The 15,406-nt window shown below is 46.6% G+C and carries 14 protein-coding genes; 11 read left to right on the forward strand and 3 right to left on the reverse strand.

Translation table 11 applies throughout. The annotated features are described in order from the left end of the window. The first annotated feature begins 37 nt into the window (after nt 1–37). Both Q369_RS0107005 and Q369_RS0107010 read left to right on the forward strand, forming a co-directional pair. A complete protein-coding gene (locus Q369_RS0107005) occupies nt 38–982 on the forward strand; it encodes a ribose-phosphate pyrophosphokinase (protein WP_031527091.1) in 945 nt (314 codons plus the stop codon). A gap of 36 nt (nt 983–1,018) precedes the next feature. Next, nucleotides 1,019–1,582, forward strand: a complete 564-nt coding sequence (locus Q369_RS0107010) for a 50S ribosomal protein L25/general stress protein Ctc (protein WP_031527092.1) — start codon at nt 1,019–1,021, stop codon at nt 1,580–1,582. A 60-nt stretch (nt 1,583–1,642) separates the two neighbouring features. Here the strand turns inward: Q369_RS0107010 and Q369_RS0107015 are convergent, their stop codons facing one another. Further along, on the reverse strand, nt 1,643–2,569 hold the full coding sequence (locus Q369_RS0107015) for a 2-hydroxyacid dehydrogenase (RefSeq protein ID WP_031527093.1): 927 nt from the start codon (nt 2,567–2,569) through the stop codon (nt 1,643–1,645). A gap of 96 nt (nt 2,570–2,665) precedes the next feature. On the opposite strand from Q369_RS0107015, the gene pdxA reads away from it, so the two are divergent. The 6 genes from pdxA to Q369_RS0107045 all read left to right on the forward strand — a co-directional run bounded on the left by pdxA (nt 2,666) and on the right by Q369_RS0107045 (nt 11,093). Further along, complete coding sequence (gene pdxA / locus Q369_RS0107020; RefSeq protein WP_031527094.1) at nt 2,666–3,772, forward strand: 4-hydroxythreonine-4-phosphate dehydrogenase PdxA; 1,107 nt, start codon at nt 2,666–2,668, stop codon at nt 3,770–3,772. A 214-nt stretch (nt 3,773–3,986) separates the two neighbouring features. Next, a complete protein-coding gene (locus Q369_RS0107025) occupies nt 3,987–4,874 on the forward strand; it encodes a YicC/YloC family endoribonuclease (RefSeq protein WP_031527095.1) in 888 nt (295 codons plus the stop codon). Nucleotides 4,875–4,878: 4 nt separating this feature from the next. Then, nucleotides 4,879–5,517, forward strand: a complete 639-nt coding sequence (locus Q369_RS0107030) for a DNA-3-methyladenine glycosylase (RefSeq protein WP_031527096.1) — start codon at nt 4,879–4,881, stop codon at nt 5,515–5,517. 158 nt (nt 5,518–5,675) lie between these two features. Continuing rightward, nucleotides 5,676–7,466 (forward strand): tetratricopeptide repeat-containing sensor histidine kinase, encoded by a 1,791-nt coding sequence (locus tag Q369_RS0107035; protein ID WP_031527097.1) that lies wholly within the window; start codon nt 5,676–5,678, stop codon nt 7,464–7,466. A 51-nt stretch (nt 7,467–7,517) separates the two neighbouring features. Then, a complete protein-coding gene (locus Q369_RS0107040) occupies nt 7,518–8,705 on the forward strand; it encodes a class I SAM-dependent methyltransferase (RefSeq protein ID WP_031527098.1) in 1,188 nt (395 codons plus the stop codon). A 66-nt stretch (nt 8,706–8,771) separates the two neighbouring features. Then, complete coding sequence (locus tag Q369_RS0107045) at nt 8,772–11,093, forward strand: efflux RND transporter permease subunit (protein WP_031527099.1); 2,322 nt, start codon at nt 8,772–8,774, stop codon at nt 11,091–11,093. Nucleotides 11,094–11,153: 60 nt separating this feature from the next. On the opposite strand, the gene Q369_RS0107050 is transcribed toward Q369_RS0107045, so the two are convergent. Further along, nucleotides 11,154–11,891, reverse strand: a complete 738-nt coding sequence (locus Q369_RS0107050; protein ID WP_031527100.1) for a proteasome-type protease — start codon at nt 11,889–11,891, stop codon at nt 11,154–11,156. A gap of 186 nt (nt 11,892–12,077) precedes the next feature. Here Q369_RS0107050 and Q369_RS0107055 point away from each other — a divergent pair, with 186 nt between their 5' ends. Beyond that, nucleotides 12,078–12,905 (forward strand): maleylpyruvate isomerase N-terminal domain-containing protein, encoded by an 828-nt coding sequence (locus tag Q369_RS0107055; protein WP_031527101.1) that lies wholly within the window; start codon nt 12,078–12,080, stop codon nt 12,903–12,905. An 88-nt stretch (nt 12,906–12,993) separates the two neighbouring features. Beyond that, complete coding sequence (locus Q369_RS0107060) at nt 12,994–13,674, forward strand: SGNH/GDSL hydrolase family protein (RefSeq protein ID WP_031527102.1); 681 nt, start codon at nt 12,994–12,996, stop codon at nt 13,672–13,674. A 3-nt stretch (nt 13,675–13,677) separates the two neighbouring features. On the opposite strand, the gene Q369_RS0107065 is transcribed toward Q369_RS0107060, so the two are convergent. Beyond that, a complete protein-coding gene (locus tag Q369_RS0107065) occupies nt 13,678–14,583 on the reverse strand; it encodes a diacylglycerol/lipid kinase family protein (protein WP_031527103.1) in 906 nt (301 codons plus the stop codon). Between the two features lie 84 nt (nt 14,584–14,667). On the opposite strand from Q369_RS0107065, the gene surE reads away from it, so the two are divergent. After that, on the forward strand, nt 14,668–15,402 hold the full coding sequence (surE, locus tag Q369_RS0107070) for a 5'/3'-nucleotidase SurE (RefSeq protein WP_031527104.1): 735 nt from the start codon (nt 14,668–14,670) through the stop codon (nt 15,400–15,402). The last annotated feature ends 4 nt before the right edge of the window (nt 15,403–15,406 follow it).

Consider the following 15,406-nt stretch of genomic DNA (forward strand, 5'->3'; position numbering starts at 1 on the left):
TGATTTTGTTTAATTTTGCGCAAATTTTAGTCTGTTCATGGGTTCTTTCAATACAGTAAAAATATTCTCCGGAAGTCAGTCAGAGTATTTGGCCAAAGACATTGCCAGATATTATGGCAAGGAGCTCGGCGGGTATAATTTACGGAAGTTTGCAGACGGTGAATTGTCGCCCAGCTTCGAAGAATCTATCAGAGGGTGTGACGTTTTTTTAATCCAATCTACTTTCCCGCCTGCTGATAACCTGATGGAGCTACTCCTGATGGTGGATGCAGCCCGACGTGCTTCTGCTCACTACGTAACAGTTGTTATTCCTTATTTTGGTTACGCAAGACAGGATCGGAAGGATAAACCCCGCGTAGCTATTGCCGCGAAGGTTGTTGCAAACCTGCTTACTTCTGTCGGTGTGGACCGTTTGATGACGATTGATTTACACGCCGGACAGATCCAGGGCTTTTTTGACTTACCCGTTGATCACCTGGAGGGAACTTCAATTTTTGTTCCTTATATCAAATCATTGAACCTTAAAAATCTGCTGATCGCGTCCCCTGATATGGGCGGAGCTGCGCGGGCAAGGAATTTTGCGAAATTCCTGAATGTGGATATGATCCTTTGCGATAAGCACCGGAAGCGGGCCAACGAAATTGCCAGCATGCAGGTGATCGGAGACGTGGAAGGAATGGATGTAGTGCTTGTCGACGATTTGATCGATACAGGTGGAACACTTTGCAAAGCGGCGGAATTGATCCTTGATAAAGGTGCAAGCTCGGTCAGGGCGATCAGTACACATGCTATCATGTCGGGCAAAGCGCACGAAAACATTGCCAACTCTGTTCTGGAAGAGTTGATTATTACCGATACGATCCCTTTGAAGCAACAGAACGAGAAAATTCGTGTATTATCAGTTGCAGAGATCTTCGCGAAAGCGATTGGCAGGATCAGAGATCATGAATCTATTAGTTCATTATTTATAAATCATCAGTAAATTTTATTTTTTTTAACTTTATTAATAAATATTCTTATGAAAAAGCATGAGATTGTAGGGTTTAAAAGAGCGAATCTCGGCAAGACGGAAGCCCAGGAACTACGTTCACAAGGTTATGTTCCGTCTGTGCTGTACGGTGGACAAGAGCAGGTTCATTTCTATGCGCCATCTATGTTGTTCCGTGAATTGCTTTTCACACCGGATATTTTCAACGTGACTCTTAATATAGAGGGCACCACATACAATGCGATTCTTCAGGAAAAGCAGTTTCACCCGGTTAATGATTCTTTGATCCATGCGGATTTTTTGCAGATCGTTGATGGAAAGGAAATAAAAGTTGAAGTTCCTGTTAAATTGACAGGTACATCCACCGGAGTAATGAAAGGTGGAAAAATGAACCAAAAATTGCGTAAATTGCGCGTACAAGGTCTGGCTGAGAACATTCCTGACTATGTAGATGTTGATGTAACTGAGCTTGATTTAGGAAAATCTGTAAAGGTTGGTGCAGTAAAAGCTGAAAATTTTGTTATATTGACAGCCGCAAGCAACCCGATCGCCTCAGTAGAGATACCACGTGCGCTTCGCGGTACACTTAAGTAAGTATTTTATTTTTCATGGCTAATAGATGCAAACGTGCCGACCATTGGTCGGCATTTTTGTTTATAACCACCCTTCAATCTGTTGAACCAACACTTCATTGATACGCACGTAACTCTCATGCGTCCAGCCGCCTATGTGTGGGGTGAGCACCACTTTCTCTGAACTTTTCAGGTAGTCAAATGTGCGCTGCTGCTGCTGTGTCAGCTTACCTATTTTTTCATTTTCAAGAACATCCAGGCAAGCTCCGCGGATCTTCCCACTTTCCAGACCTTTGACAACCGCATCAAGCTTCGCAATCTCACCTCTTGATAGATTCACCAAAAAGAATGGCTTAGTACAGCCCGCAATAAAATTATCGTCAATTAAATAGCGGCTGAGCTCTGTTAGTGGAATGTGCAAACTGATTATATCTGCTTTTTCCATAATTGCTTCCAACGTCGCCTCCGTAGCAAACCCGTCGCCGTAATTGTCACGGTACTTATCATACGCAAGTACCTCGCAGCCAAAGCCACTCAGCCTTTTCGCAGTAGCCGATCCATTATTTCCATAGCCGATAATGCCCACTGTTTTATTCATCAATTCGATACCTCTGTTACCTTCCCTGTCCCAGATACCCTGCCGCACTTCCCTATCCGCTTTAAGCACATTATTAAAAAGAGCCAGCAGCATTCCCAGCGCGTGCTCTGCAACTGCGTCACGGTTTCCTTTCCCGGCATGGAAGAGCGTTATCTGCATTCTTTTCACAACATCGAGGTCGATCAGATCAAGCCCGGCTCCTGCGCGCGCGATGAAGCGGAGCCTTTCTGCATTGATCAGCATTTCCTCGTCCAGGTAAGTTTTGCTGCGGATAAACAAGCCTTCGTAATCAGCCAAGGTAGTTTTGATGTCGTCGCGTCGGTATTCAGGATGGTAATCATACTCCCAGCCCCGCTCGTCAAGCATGTTGAAAAGCGAAGGATGCATAGAGTCGGCAATGAGGATTTTCATGGGAGCACAGGATTTTTTGTAACTTGCCGGTTTAAGGCGCTGGCAAAAATAATAGAGAATTGGTCAGCAGAATAGATTCAACCGCATTTTACCTACATGAGCGATCAACACGTTGATAAACCCGTTATCGGAATAACAATCGGGGATTATAATGGCATTGGGCCGGAAGTGATCCTTAAAGCATTAGAGGGAAACCAGTTAGCGAAACTATGCACACCCATTATCTACGGTTCCCTGAAAGTACTGAACCAGTACAGAAATTTACTGGACATGAAAGACTGGTCGCTGCACGGAATACAAAAGGCCGATCAGGCCAATCATAAACTCACCAATGTGATTACCTGTTGGCAGGACAACCAAACGGAAGTTCAGCCGGGCATTGTTACTGCTGAGGCAGGTCAGGGTTCGTTAGCCGCATTAAAACGTGCGGTTGAGGATTTGAAAGAAGGTAAAATCCAGGCGCTGGTTACCGGTCCTATCAACAAAGACAATATCCAGAGCGAGCATTTTCATTTCCCGGGGCACACTGAGTACCTGGCGCAGGCATTTGATAAAGAAGAAGCATTGATGTTTATGGTCGCCGGTGAACTGCGTGTGGGCGTACTGACTGGACATATTCCGCTTGAAAAAGTAAAGTCACAGATTACTCCTGAGAAGTTATCGGCAAAAATCGAGCAGATCCTGCAATCGCTTAAAGGTGATTTTGGTATCAAAAAACCACGCCTGGCTGTGCTCGGACTTAATCCGCATGCCGGGGAAAACGGTTTGCTGGGTACCGAGGAGCAAGAAGTTATCATACCTGTAATCAAAAGCTTCAAAGAGAAAGGCAATATAGTGGTGGGCCCGTTCCCGGCGGATGGATTCTTCGCAGCAGGCACCTACAAGCAGTATGATGCGGTTTTAGCTATGTATCACGATCAGGGCTTGATTCCATTCAAAACGCTTGCATTCAATGAAGGTGTCAATTTTACGGCCGGGCTTTCCGCAGTAAGGACATCACCTGACCATGGAACTGCCTATAACATTGCCGGCAAGAACATTGCCGAACCGGGTTCGCTGCTGCAGGCGATCTACCTGGCGTGTGACGTTTCCCGTTTTAGAATTTTTAATAAGGAAATGGATAAAAACGCATTGATTTCCAAACCACAACAATCCGAAAGTCAGCACCCGGCGAAATCGGGAGGAAAGCAGAGGTTTAATTAGGGGCTGTTAGCTGTTAGCCGTTAGCCGTCGGCTTTCAAACTTCGGCTTTCGGCTCACATTTACTTTTAACTCATGAACTTTAAACTCATGAACTATAAGCTCATAAACTTTAAACTCATGAACTTAACCTTCAAACTCCCGACACTGAACTTTCGACTTCCAATACAAAATACATTAAATCAAATTCCTGAACGGAGTTATTAACTATAAAGAAATGCTAAAATCCATGACCGGCTACGGTGTATCCAACATCGAGTCCGACTCAATTAATGTAACAGTTGAGATCAAAACACTGAATTCCAAGTTCCTCGATATTTATTGCCGCATTCCGCGCAACTATTCGGAGAAGGAAATTGAGATACGGAACCTGATCACCCAGTCGCTCGAAAGAGGTAAGGTGGAATTTACACTGACTGTTCAGCCGGTTGGAAAGGCAATTGCGTCAACTTCCGTGAACCGCCCGCTAATCAATGCATATTACCAGGACCTGCTAGCAACGGCGAATGACCTGCACTTTATACCCGACAATACTGAGCTTTTCCGCATTGCCCTCCAAATGCCGAATGCGTATAACAATGAGACTGTTGACGAATCGAGCCGGGAGAATGATTGGGCGCAGATCAAGGTGGCGGTGTTAAATGCATTGCACAAATGCACTGTTTTCAGAGAACAGGAAGGCAAAATGACTGCCGATAAGTTTACTGACTACATTAAAAATCTTGAAACCCTGTTGGCCGGCGTTACTGAGCAAGACAAGCAGCGGATCCCCAATGTGCGGGAGCGACTTGAAAAGCAGGTACGCGAGCTTTTGGCAGATGATAACTTTGATCCTAACCGTTTTGAACAGGAGCTGATTTATTACGTTGAAAAATTCGATATCTCGGAAGAGAAAATACGTTTGGCTAATCACCTTACCTACTTTATCGAGACGATGAATGCCCATGAAAGCAATGGGAAAAAGCTCAATTTCATCGCACAGGAAATTGGTCGCGAGATTAATACGATCGGCTCGAAGGCGAATGATGTTGCGATCCAGCATTTGGTAGTACAAATGAAGGATGAGCTGGAAAAGATCAAGGAGCAAACCATGAACATTATCTGATATAATGTCGGGAACCAGGCTCCCTCTTTCATTTTACCAATCCTACGATACGTGCACGCTTGCGCAGAAGCTGCTTGGCTGCGAGCTTGTGCACGAAAGCGCAGAAGGGACCACCAGCGGGATCATTGTTGAGACAGAAGCGTACCTCAGCGATGATCCCGCTTGTCACGCTTACAACCGCAGAACCTCCCGAACCGAGCCGATGTACCAGCCAGCCGGTACCATCTATGTGTACCTGATATACGGAATGTACCAGTGCTTCAATGTAGTTAGTAATGCAGCGGATATTGGGGAAGCGGTACTTGTGCGTGCCTTGCAGCCGGTGCAGGGAATTGACCTGATGCAGCAGCGAAGACGAGAAATCCACGGCAAAGCTGGGGTAAGTCTTAAAACCAAGCCGGTCAGTCTCAAAGAACTCTGCCGCGGCCCCGGCAAGCTCGTAAAAGCGATGGGAATTGATCGTGTTTTGCACAATAGCCTTACCCTTGACAATGGTGTTATTTACATCAAACCGGCTGAAATTGAGGACCTTCCTATCGTAACTACTACACGTATTGGAATCAATGTCGGTACCGAGCTCCCCTTCCGTTACTATATCTGCGACAACGATTTCGTCAGCAACCCTAAGTTAAAGTCAAATTAAAACCCATAAAGGTCAATTTCCTTGTCAGATTCATCCGGCATTTTACAATTGATTTTTTATATTTGACTTATAAAAACCCGAATACCAAACGAATACCATGAATTGTCATTCACTCTTTCCGGCTGATTTCGGAGCTCGCCGGCATGGTATCCAGACTTATGAATGAATTTCTCAGGTACATTTCGTTACTTCTTTTAGCAGGTTTGCTCTCTGCGAACCAATGCACCCGAAACGCAAATATCAGTGCGATAGAAGGCAGTTTACCTACCAGAAGAAGTGATTTTTCGGCTGATACTGCATTGATCAGACAGTATTACGCCTTTGGTAACTCCTATATTTACCTGGATGCTGACAGATCCATGCTGTATGCAAAGCACGTTTTGCGGCTTTCGCAGAAACACGACTGGGACGAAGGAAGGATTCTTGCGTACAACCTGCTGAGTACCTATTATCTGCTCGACGGTGATTACGATGTGCTGCGCGAGCTCTCCAATGAAACGATGGCATTATCGAAGGAGCTCAAAATGCCGCTTTATACTGCTTATGCCAAACGATTTCTAGCCGAGAGCTACTCCGAATACCGCCAATGGGATTCAGCCCGCATCAACTATAACCAGGCTATTCAGATCTTTGAAAGCCTGGGCGCTGACAGTGCAAAAGCAATGACGATCGAAAACCTGGGAAACAGTTATCGTGACAAGTTCATGTACAATGAAGCGATCCGTGAATACAAGCGTGCTTACCAGATTTTCGACAGCCTGGATTCGGACTGGGGACGCGCCTCTATTATGCAAAGTAAAGGTTACATGAAAGTGCGCCAGCAAGAGCTTGCTACGGCAGTCAAGTACTTTCAGGAAAGTCTCCGGCTGTCAAGAAAAATCCATAACCGTTACGGGGAACTCAACACCCTCAATGACCTGAGTAATACATATTACCACCAAAATGAGCTTGACAAGGCCATTGAAACTGGATTGCAGGCACTTGAATATTCGAAATCCTACCATTCGTCGCAACAAACAAACTGGGCGCTGCTTACACTTTCCAGGGCTTATAAGGCCAAGAATATGCCCGCCATGGCATTGAAGTTCAATGAGCAGGTGAACCATAACAGGCGAATGGTGCACGATGAAACTATAAAGCGGCAGTACACCATGTACCAGCTGATGTACGAAAATGCGGCAATGGGATCGGAAATCCAGCAAAGCACGATCAACGAGCAACGGACTATCCAGCGCATTCTGCTCGGCATCACCATTGCGATTGTAGCATTGGCCGCATTTCTGTGGCTTAATAACAAGAAGCTGCGTCGCAAGAATGCAGAGATTGAAGCAGCGCTTATCCAGGGGCAGACGATTGAACGAAAGCGGGTGGCGGCTGAGCTGCACGATCACCTGGGCGGTACGCTGGCTTCACTGAACTGGTATATGTACGGAATTGATAAAAAAATGCTGTCGACGGAAGAACAGAAGATCTATGACAGTGTTCACCAGATGGTGGGCTCGGCATACCGTGAGGTTAGAAGCCTTTCCCACAATTTAATGCCTGCTGAGCTCGAAGAACACGGATTGATCAAAGCGCTGGACAGGCTCGTTGCGAAGCTTAATGAAAACAAGAATATTGATTTTCAATTTACTCTCTCAGGATTGAATAACCGTCTCAACAGCAGGGTTGAATTTGAGTTATACAGCATTGTACTTGAATTGACGAACAATATCATTAAACACGCCGGCGCAACCCAGGCGACAATCAATCTTACAGAAAATCTAAAAACCATTTCGCTCGAAGTAAAAGACAATGGAAGCGGGATTATCGAGCCAGGGCGCCAGGGTACCGGGTTACGTAATGTGAAAAGCAGGGTGGAAAGTATTCATGGTAAAATCCGGATCAATACCAACGAAGAACAGGGTACCAGCGTGGAAATTGAAATACCTAAAACATTCAACCGTTAACTCCATTGAACCTACGCTCCTGCAAGGTTGAGCAGGAAAACAAATGCATTTATGAACATCCCTGAGAAGGTCGCAGAATTTACAGAAGCAATCACAACCAGTCTACAAGACCAGCGTTTCAGCAAGTTATCCCTCGGCAATTACAAAGGCGCGGACGAAACGCTCAAAAACATCTATATCAAGCGGGTACTCGTGAAACGTGAAGAAAAGCTGAGCTTTACTTACCGGCACAAAACCCGCGATATCACCCGCAACTACTCCATTGCCGAAGGAATGGAGGTACTGGTCCAGCTGATCGGCAGCGATTTTCACGTCGCTACTTTGCAGACCACTGATTTCGACCTGCAATTTGAGATACCGAAAAATCAGAAAGCTGTTCTAAGAAAACAGCCGGTACCCACCCGCGAAGCGCCTTCGCTCAGTCACGACAAGAATAAGAAAAGACTTATCAGTGCCTCACAGAAACCTTATTTACAGCAGCTTGGCATTACCGACGAGCACGGAAACGTATTAAAGAACGCACAGGATAAATACCGTCAGATCAACCACTACATTGAGTTGCTCAGCGGACTGATCAGTGAAGTACCTGAGCGCGAAGTCCTGAAAGTGGCCGATATGGGGTCAGGAAAAGGCTACCTCACGTTTGCGCTTTACGATTACCTTCAAAACGTCCTGAAAAGAAATGCAGAGGTTACTGGTGTAGAGTTCCGGAGCGACCTGGTGGAGCTTTGCAACGGTATTGCCCAAAATGCCGAGTTCGGGCAGCTGCATTTCACCGAAGGCACAATCGAGAGTTTCGACAGCGCCGGAACCGACATTCTCATAGCCCTGCACGCCTGCGATACAGCCACCGATGATGCGATCTGGAAAGGGATAGCCGCGGAGGCAAGCCTGATCGTGGTTGCGCCCTGCTGCCACAAACAAATCCGCCGCGAGATCGAAAAGAACAAGGCAAGCAATGATGTACAATTTCTTACCCGGTACGGTATTTTTCTGGAACGACAGGCAGAGATGGTGACGGACGGGATACGCGCAATGATTCTGGAATATTTTGGCTACAAAACGAAGGTTTTCGAATTCGTTTCTGACGTTCATACCCCTAAAAATGTAATGGTCGTAGGTGTCAAAGATCCAGGTGCTAAATCCGACCGCGATGCTATCCTTCAAAAGATAAAATCTGCCAAAGAATACTTCGGGATCGGCTATCACCATCTGGAAAGAATAGCCGGGATTGGGTGAGTAAATGCCCTTTTTTGAGCTTCCATGCCTATATTGCGACTTTTTGTAAAACCTGATTAACTTAATATGTGGAATAAAATAGCGACTTACATCATCCGGTACCGGCTTATGTGGGTTGCCCTCGTGCTGGTATCGACAGTCTTTATGGCTTACGAGGCCAGTAAAATTGAACTCTCCTACAATTTTGCAAGAATCCTCCCTTCTAATGATCCTGTCGAAAAAGAATACCAGGATTTCCGGAAACTATTCGGGGAAGATGGTAGTGTAATGGTGATCGGCTGGCAGGATTCCGAGCTGTTTAACATCGATAAATTCCGTGACTGGTATAAGTTATCAGAAGAGATAAAAGCCTCTGAGGGGATTAAAAACGTACTTTCACTGGCCAACGTTTATAAAATCGTCCGCAACGACAGTCTTTCCAGGTTTGACTTTGCACCTGTAATCAGGCAAATGCCCCAGACCCAGGCTGAGGCCGACAGCCTGAAAAAAGAGATAGCCAACCTCCCCATCTACGAAGGACTCGTAATTAACAGCAAAACCAATGCGACGCTCATCGTAGTTACCTTCAACGACAAGGAGCTCAACTCCAAGCGGCGCCTTACAATCGTCGATGACATTGAGCAAATGGCGGAGACTTTTGCCCATAAATACAACACCGACCTGCATTACTCGGGCATGCCGTACATCCGGACGGTGAACATGAAGAAAATTTCCGGTGAAATGCAGTTGTTTATGGGACTAGCCGTATTTGTGACGCTGCTAATCCTGTGGGCATTTTTCAGGTCTTTGAGGCTTACGCTTCTATCTATTATCGTTGTGCTGATCGGAGTGGTGTTTTCGGTCGGCATTCTGCATTTGTTCAACTACAAAATCACCGCGCTCACCGGCCTCATACCTCCGCTACTGATCGTAATCGGTGTGCCCAACTGTGTGTTTCTGATCAATAAATACCAGTCAGAGCTGATTGCGCACAACAATAAGGACGAGGCTTTAATGCAGATGATCCGCCAGATCGGACTTTCTACATTCCTGGCGAATATGACCACCGCGATTGGCTTTGGCGTATTTTACTTTACAAACAGTATACTTCTGGTCGAATTCGGCGTTGTGGCTGCGATCAGTGTTATGGTCACCTATGTGCTTTGCCTGTTGTTGCTCCCAATAACATTGCATTACATGAGCGTACCGAAAGCGCGCCACCTCAAACATCTGGAAGGTAAGTGGGCAAATGGTTTCCTGACCAAAGTTGACTACCTGGTGCATTATAAGCGGAAGGAGATTTATATCGCAATGGTGGTTTTGATCATCATTTCAGCCTTCGGTATGACCAAAATCAAAAGCATCGGCTACGTGGTAGACGACCTTCCGAAAAAGGACATTGTTTACACTGACCTGCGGTTTTTTGAGAAGAACTTCAATGGGGTACTTCCTTTTGAAGTGATGATCGACACCAAACAGCCGAACGGAATTTTTGCAGATCAGGCAGAGGCGCTTTACAAGATCAAGGCATTTCAAAACGAAATGGCGAAGTTCCCTGAATTTTCAAAGCCTGTTTCCATTGTTGAAGCTTCCAAATTCCTTTATCAGGCATACCGCGGTGGAAGCTCCAAATATTACGCGCTACCCGGCGTGCTTGAACTGAACAAGGTATCAAACTACGTCGAGGGACAGCAAGGCGCTGCCAAACAATTGAATTCCTTTTTAAATGCGGATAAAAGTGTCACCCGAGTAAGTTTCCAGATGGCTGATGTCGGTTCTGAGCGTATTAAAGAGTTAATGCAGCAGATCCGTCCAAAAGTAGATTCTATTTTCAATCCTGCCAAATACAAGGTCAGCCTTACCGGTCACAGCCTCGTTTTCCTGAAAAGCAACGATTACCTGCTCAGCAACCTTTACGAAAGTTTGCTTATCGCCATTATACTGATCGCCATTGTGGGACTGGTACTTTTCAGGTCAGTACCTATTATTTTGTTATCAAAACTACCTTGTCTGATCCCGCTCGCACTTACTGCCGGGATTATGGGGTACTTTGATATCTATTTCAAACCCACTACAATCCTGATTTTCAGTATCACTTTCGGAATTGCCTCGGACGGGACCGTTTACTTCCTGACCCGGTACCGCCAGGAACTATACGAGAATGGATTAACGCCGACGAAAGCAGTTACGCGCTCAATTTTCGGCACGGGACTGAGCATGATCTATACAGCGATCATTTTGTTCTGCGGGTTTTCGATCTTTGCGGCTTCCAGCTTCGGAGGTACCGCAGCAATGGGCGTAATGGTATCCATTACGCTGCTGGTTGCAATGTGCACGAACTTGATCTTGCTTCCTGCGCTACTGCTATCAATTGCAAAAAGGCAGGGGAAAGATGTGAAGCCAAGTTAACCTACTTGGCCTCGTAACATCCTGTTAATTAAAGAAGAAATTGCTGTTCAAAGCCCGCTCTTACGCGGGTTTTGATGGTAGTATCTTTTCAAAGCTCTGGTCCATCCATTCTTCCGGGATATCGTCGAGTGCTTGTTTCAACTTATCAGCCCAAATTTCCGAGATCGCCTGCATATCCTTTTGCTCGTAACGGTGCTCTACAATCTGGAAGCTGTCTTTTTTGTACAAAACCACGTCAATCGGAAAGTCCACGTCATTGTTGCTCACGCGTGTGGAGTCAAATGAAAGGAATCCGGCTTTCAGCGCCTGCTTCATGGTAGATTCCTGGTTAAGTACCCTGTTGAGAATTGCTTTTCCTTGTCCGGAATTCCCGATGATCACGTATGGTGAACCTTCATCTAATTCTACCCAGTTGCCTTCGGAGTAAAGCAGAAATAGCTTGTGTTCCGCATCGTCCCGCAACTGGCCGCCTACAATCGTATTGAGATTGAATTTAAACCCCGAACGTTCCAGGTTGGCCCGGTCTTCCTCCGCCACCCGCTTGATCTGTTCACCGAATGCATTTACCGCCTTGTACAGTTTGTTGTACACGACACCTTCGTTGATCAGCTCCTCGAAGTAATGCACCGCCTTGTCACGCACAGACCTCAGTCCGCTCGTCATGATGAACATTGAATAGTTGTCGTGCTGGGTAACGTACATTTTCTTTTTCACTGTTGTATTCGTCCCTGCGGTAATGCGCGTATCCGCCAGTGCTACAAGTCCTTCTTTTACTTTTATTCCTAAGCAGTAAGTCATTTTTTTCTTTTTAATAGCGGGCATATCTATGTTTGTCAATGATGAAAAACGGCCCGGTAAATCCCTGAACTGGTCTCAAAAGTACCAAATTGAACGGTGACCGGGCTAAAAAAAAGGCTTTTTCACGTTTTTTTCGAAAATTGCTAAATGCTAAATCTCGACCGGTACCTCTCAAAAAACTATACTATGCCCAGGAAAATTGAAACCGCGCATCTGTTTCCCCTCTTAGACCAAAAGCTTATCGAACTGCTGAAATCCCTTCCCGCAGCAGAATGGGATAAGCCTACTGTTGCAAAACTCTGGTCGGTGAAAGACGTAGCGGCGCATTTGCTCGACGGTAACCTGCGCGTCATATCGCACATGCGCGACGGCCACCTGAGTCCGCCCGACCGGGAGATCAACTCGTATACAGATCTGGTAGCTTACTTAAACCAGTTTAATGCAGACTTTATAAAATCCTCAAAAAGATTAAGTTACCAGCTGATCACTGAACTACTTGAAATTACAGGAAAGCAATACTCTGAAATCATGGCGGCTCAGGATCCCGACATTGATGCAGTATTTTCGGTTGCCTGGGCTGGTGAACAAACCTCGAAAAACTGGTTCCATATTGCACGTGAGTACACCGAAAAGTGGCACCACCAGCAACAGATCCGGCATGCCACCGGCCGTCCCGGCATTTTGACCAAAGAACTTTTCCTGCCTTTCATAGAAACGCTCCTGCGAGGCTTGCCGCACACCTACCGGAACACAGAAGCACCATTCGGAACTACTGTGAAAATCACAATTACGCTGGAAGAACCATTTTCATGGTACCTGAGAAAAGGAGAAAGCTGGGAAATTACCGATGAAGTGACCGAAGGTGAAGCGGCCACCATCGTTATTCCTGCGGACACTGCTTGGCAGCTTTTCACAAAAGCACTTTCCCCTGCCGAGGCAAGAAGGACGATAAAATTAACGGGGCACGAGCAGCTTGCCGCAGTTACATTGAACCTGATCGCAATTATGGGTTAAGCCGACTGAATGCTGGTCATAGAAAATTTAACGCTGATAGAAAGCGCACATATTGATCCAAAAGTACATCCATAATGTATATGGAAGTATGAAACTACTAGCCATTTTCTCCATTGCAATACTCCTGCTTACAGACTGCCGGGAGAAAAACAATCCTTCCGAAGCCGACAAAACAGGAATGCGTTACCTGGCCTTGGGAGACTCGTACACGATCGGTGAGAGCGTAAAGGAAAGCGAAAGATGGCCTGTGCTTTTCGCCAGAGCAATGCGAAATGCCGGAAAGCCGGTTCGGGCTCCGTACATCATCGCACAAACCGGCTGGACAACCGGAGACCTGCTGCTAGGCTTGCAGAATTACAATCCAGCCGAGAAATACGACCTCGTATCACTCTTGATCGGTGTCAATAATCAATATCAGGGACGAAGCCCGGCCGAGTACCGGGAACAATTCCGTACCCTGCTACTCCGCAGCATTGACTATGCAAATGGCGAGGCTAGCCAGGTATTTGTTCTTTCAACCCCGGATTGGGGAGTTACTCCGTATGGAAAGGGAAGCCGGGACGAAATTGCCAGGGAAATCGACGAGTTCAATGCAATTGCCCGCGCAGAATGTGAGAAAGAGCATGTACTCTTCATTGATGTCACACCCCTCTCCCGCCACGCACTGGATGACCCCACGTTGATTGCTGGGGATAACCTTCACTTTTCCGGCAAGATGTACCAGATATGGGTTGATGAAGTAATGCAGCAAGTGAAGTCCAGATTTTAACACTTATTCCTCGTCTGTGATGATGAATTCAAGTCGGCCCGGATTGATATCGATTTCAATGTCCGACGGATTTTCTACTTTGATCCGCTCGTCGTCAATGTGCAGGTCTTTGCAGCCGCACACAATTTTGACTTGCCTGGCGCGGATTGTTTTAAAAGTAAAATCCTGCTCGATCCCGTCGATCTGATGTCTCAAAAAAGATTCAAACTTTCGCCTGTTCGACGCGGTGATCAGCACTACTTCCAGCATACCATCGCCGGGATCTGCCTCCGGGGCAAGTACCAGGTTAGGACCAATGGAACGAATGTTCATTACCTCCACCATCAGATACTCGCCGGAATGTTCCTTTCCGTCGGCGAAGATCTGGCAGCTTTTGGCTTCATAAGTTTGCACGATTTCGAGTAAAGCACACCTCGCGGCATTCAGCTTGTCTTCGGCGCTCCCGCCAATCGCATCTTCAAGGCGTTCCATCAGTTTCATCAGGCGCGGGAAGACGCCTATCCCGAATGCTTCCAGAAAGAACCTGTCGCCATCCAGCCCAATAACCCTTCCGATATCGAATGGTTTCAGATGGTAATGGTGCCACTTCCTGATGATATCTTTTGCTTTCCCGTTAATCCCCAATGCACAGGCTACATTATTGGCAGTTCCGTGCGGAAGCAATGCGATCGGGTAATGCTTGTCGAGCAGCGTGCGCTTCAAGAGGATCTTGGCGATCCGGCGAACGGTTCCATCGCCTCCTGCAATGATCAAAAAATCAGAATGCTCATCAAACCCTTCCCAACCGTCTCCTTTCACAGAAGAATAGGCACACTCAATCCATTCTTGTCTGATCAGTTTTACCAGCTCTTCTTTGCTGAAATCGCTGTCCCCGGCTGTCGGGTTGTGAAGCAGGTGGGCTTTTTTCATAGGTTGCGTGTCGTGATGATGTGAATTTATCAAAAAACATACCAGGCATAATTTTATTGGCACTACACAAAAACGTGATTGTGTATGAAAATTCTGGTAACAAACGACGATGGGATATACAGCCCCGGCATTGCCTCCCTGGCGAAAATCGCCGCAAGGTTCGGTGAAGTAAAAATCGTTGCACCCGATGTGGAACAATCTTCCATGGGCCACGCGATAACCGCTTCACGTCCACTTTCCTACAAAAAGTCTCCCATAGATTTCAACGGTATCGACGCTTACCGCGTGAATGGTACGCCCGCCGACTGCGTGGCCCTCGGCCAGCACTTGTGGGACAAGCCTGATGTTGTGCTCTCGGGTATCAACCTCGGTCCCAACCTCGGCAATGCAATGTGGCATTCAGGTACACTCGCCGCAGCCAAACAGGCAGTACTGTTCGGGATTAAAGGAATTGCATTGAGCACACCCACTGATGTAGAGCCCGATTTTGACGCACTGGACCCATTTGTAGAAAAAGCGCTGGACCTTCTTTTCAAGAACCCGCATTTGAACCTGGTTAATGTAAACTTTCCTCCGCAACCCCAGGGGGTAAGATGGACCAGGCAGTCGGTACGGCTGTACGACAATAAAATCGTCCCCGGTCTTGACCCAATGGGAAGGAAGCATTACTGGTTTACAGTAGTCCCGCTCGAACCGGCAGAAGAAGGAACCGATCGTTGGGCAGTCGAGAATGGATTTGTCTCCATCACCCCGCTCCGCCTCGATCTGACGAACGAAGCAGAGCTCATCAAAGCACAGCTCGCTTACCCGATTGCCTGATATA

Source organism: Dyadobacter crusticola DSM 16708, assembly GCF_000701505.1.
Taxonomy (GTDB): domain Bacteria; phylum Bacteroidota; class Bacteroidia; order Cytophagales; family Spirosomataceae; genus Dyadobacter; species Dyadobacter crusticola.